Origin of the sequence: Pseudomonas sp. RIT409, from assembly GCF_003052515.2 — a bacterium.
Lineage (GTDB): Bacteria > Pseudomonadota > Gammaproteobacteria > Pseudomonadales > Pseudomonadaceae > Aquipseudomonas.
Genome location: NZ_QARE02000048.1, coordinates 1 through 1369 on the forward strand (window position 1 = coordinate 1; position 1369 = coordinate 1369).

3 protein-coding genes are annotated in these 1369 nt (G+C 57.1%); all 3 read right to left on the reverse strand.

The window, feature by feature from the left end; translation table 11 throughout:
* On the reverse strand, positions 1-360 hold a 360-nt coding region (locus tag DBP26_RS26785), incomplete at its 3' end, for a DUF2931 family protein (RefSeq protein ID WP_256604734.1).
* 34 nt (positions 361-394) lie between these two features.
* Positions 395-1063, reverse strand: coding sequence for a DUF2931 family protein (locus tag DBP26_RS26790; RefSeq protein WP_256601412.1), 669 nt, complete (start codon positions 1061-1063; stop codon positions 395-397).
* Between the two features lie 34 nt (positions 1064-1097).
* Positions 1098-1369 (reverse strand): DUF2931 family protein (locus DBP26_RS26795; protein WP_146752966.1); only part of this gene is annotated, 272 nt, incomplete at its 5' end.

Below are 1369 nucleotides of genomic sequence, written 5' to 3' on the forward strand. Positions count from 1 at the left end.
AGCCTCGTAGGTTTGCGGCTCTGCGAGGGATTGCCAACGCACATAGATCAGACGAGGCACGTCGGCGGTCCAGACATGCTTCCCCGCCCCATCCCCCGGTCGCTTCGACCACCCTCTTGGGTTACCCCTGAGATTCGGTGGTGTCTGGATAGCCGCCACGCCACTCATGGCACGTACAAATATTCGGCCTTTGACATCGAGCACATTGGCGGTTTCGATCCAGACCTCCATGTAGTTGGGCGCCAGAAAACCCAGACGCCGTGCGTCATACGGCAACTCTGCACCGTAGTCGTTAACGTGGTTGCACCCGCCGAGAATAACGGCGATGAGACATCCCAACAGCGCGTTGAGCTTATTGATTGCCATGGGCAATCCGCTGGCTGGCGATAGCTCGTTACCAAGAGCCATAGGGAATACCGAACTTCTCGATGTAGGCCCGCGACTCCGGCTCTAGCTCCAGTGCATATCGACCGTTTGTCCGTCCTAGGTCGGGGCCTTTCTCGACTATCCGGCCCTGTACGCGGCTGACTTCAATCGGATCCAGGCACAACCCTCTGATCCAGGTTTTCGCTATTCCACCCGGCGCAAGGCCAATGACCAGGAGCTGGCGGTGGTCCGTGATCCATTCTTTCGTGCCCCTGCAATAGGTGTTCGGTTTAACCTCCAACATCGCGTCACGGGTCGCCTCGGGGATTTCAATGAAAGCATCGTAAGTTTGAGGCTCTGCCAGGGATTGCCAACGCACATAAATCATACGAGGCACATCGGCGCGCCAGAGGTGTTTTCCCTTACCATCCCCCGGTCGCTTCGGCCACCCTCTTGGGTTACCCCTGAGATTCGGTGGTATCTGGATAGCCGCCACGCCACTCATGGCGCGTCCAAATATTCGGCCTTTGACATCGAGCACATTGGCGGTTTCGATCCAAACTTCCATGTAATTGGGCGCCAGAAAACCCAGACGCCAGGCGTCATACGGCAGTTCTGTACCGTAGTCATTAACGTGGCTGCACCCGCAGAGAATGACGGCGAGTGCGCATCCCAACAGCGCGTTGAGCTTATTGATTGCCATGGGCAATCCGCTGGCTGGCGATAGCTCGTTACCAAGAGCCATAGGGGATGCCGAATTTGTCGATGTATGCCCGCGACTCCGGCTCTAGCTCCAGCGCATATCGACCGTTAGTCCGTCCCTGGTCAGGGCCTTTCTCGACTATCCGGCCCTGCACGCGGCTGACTTCAATCGCATCAGTGCACACACCCATCAGCCAGGTTTTCACCACACCACCCGGAGCCAACCCCATGACCAGATTCTTCCTGTAATCATCGATCCATACCCGGCTGGTATCGCAATATGTTCTGCCTCCCTCATGCA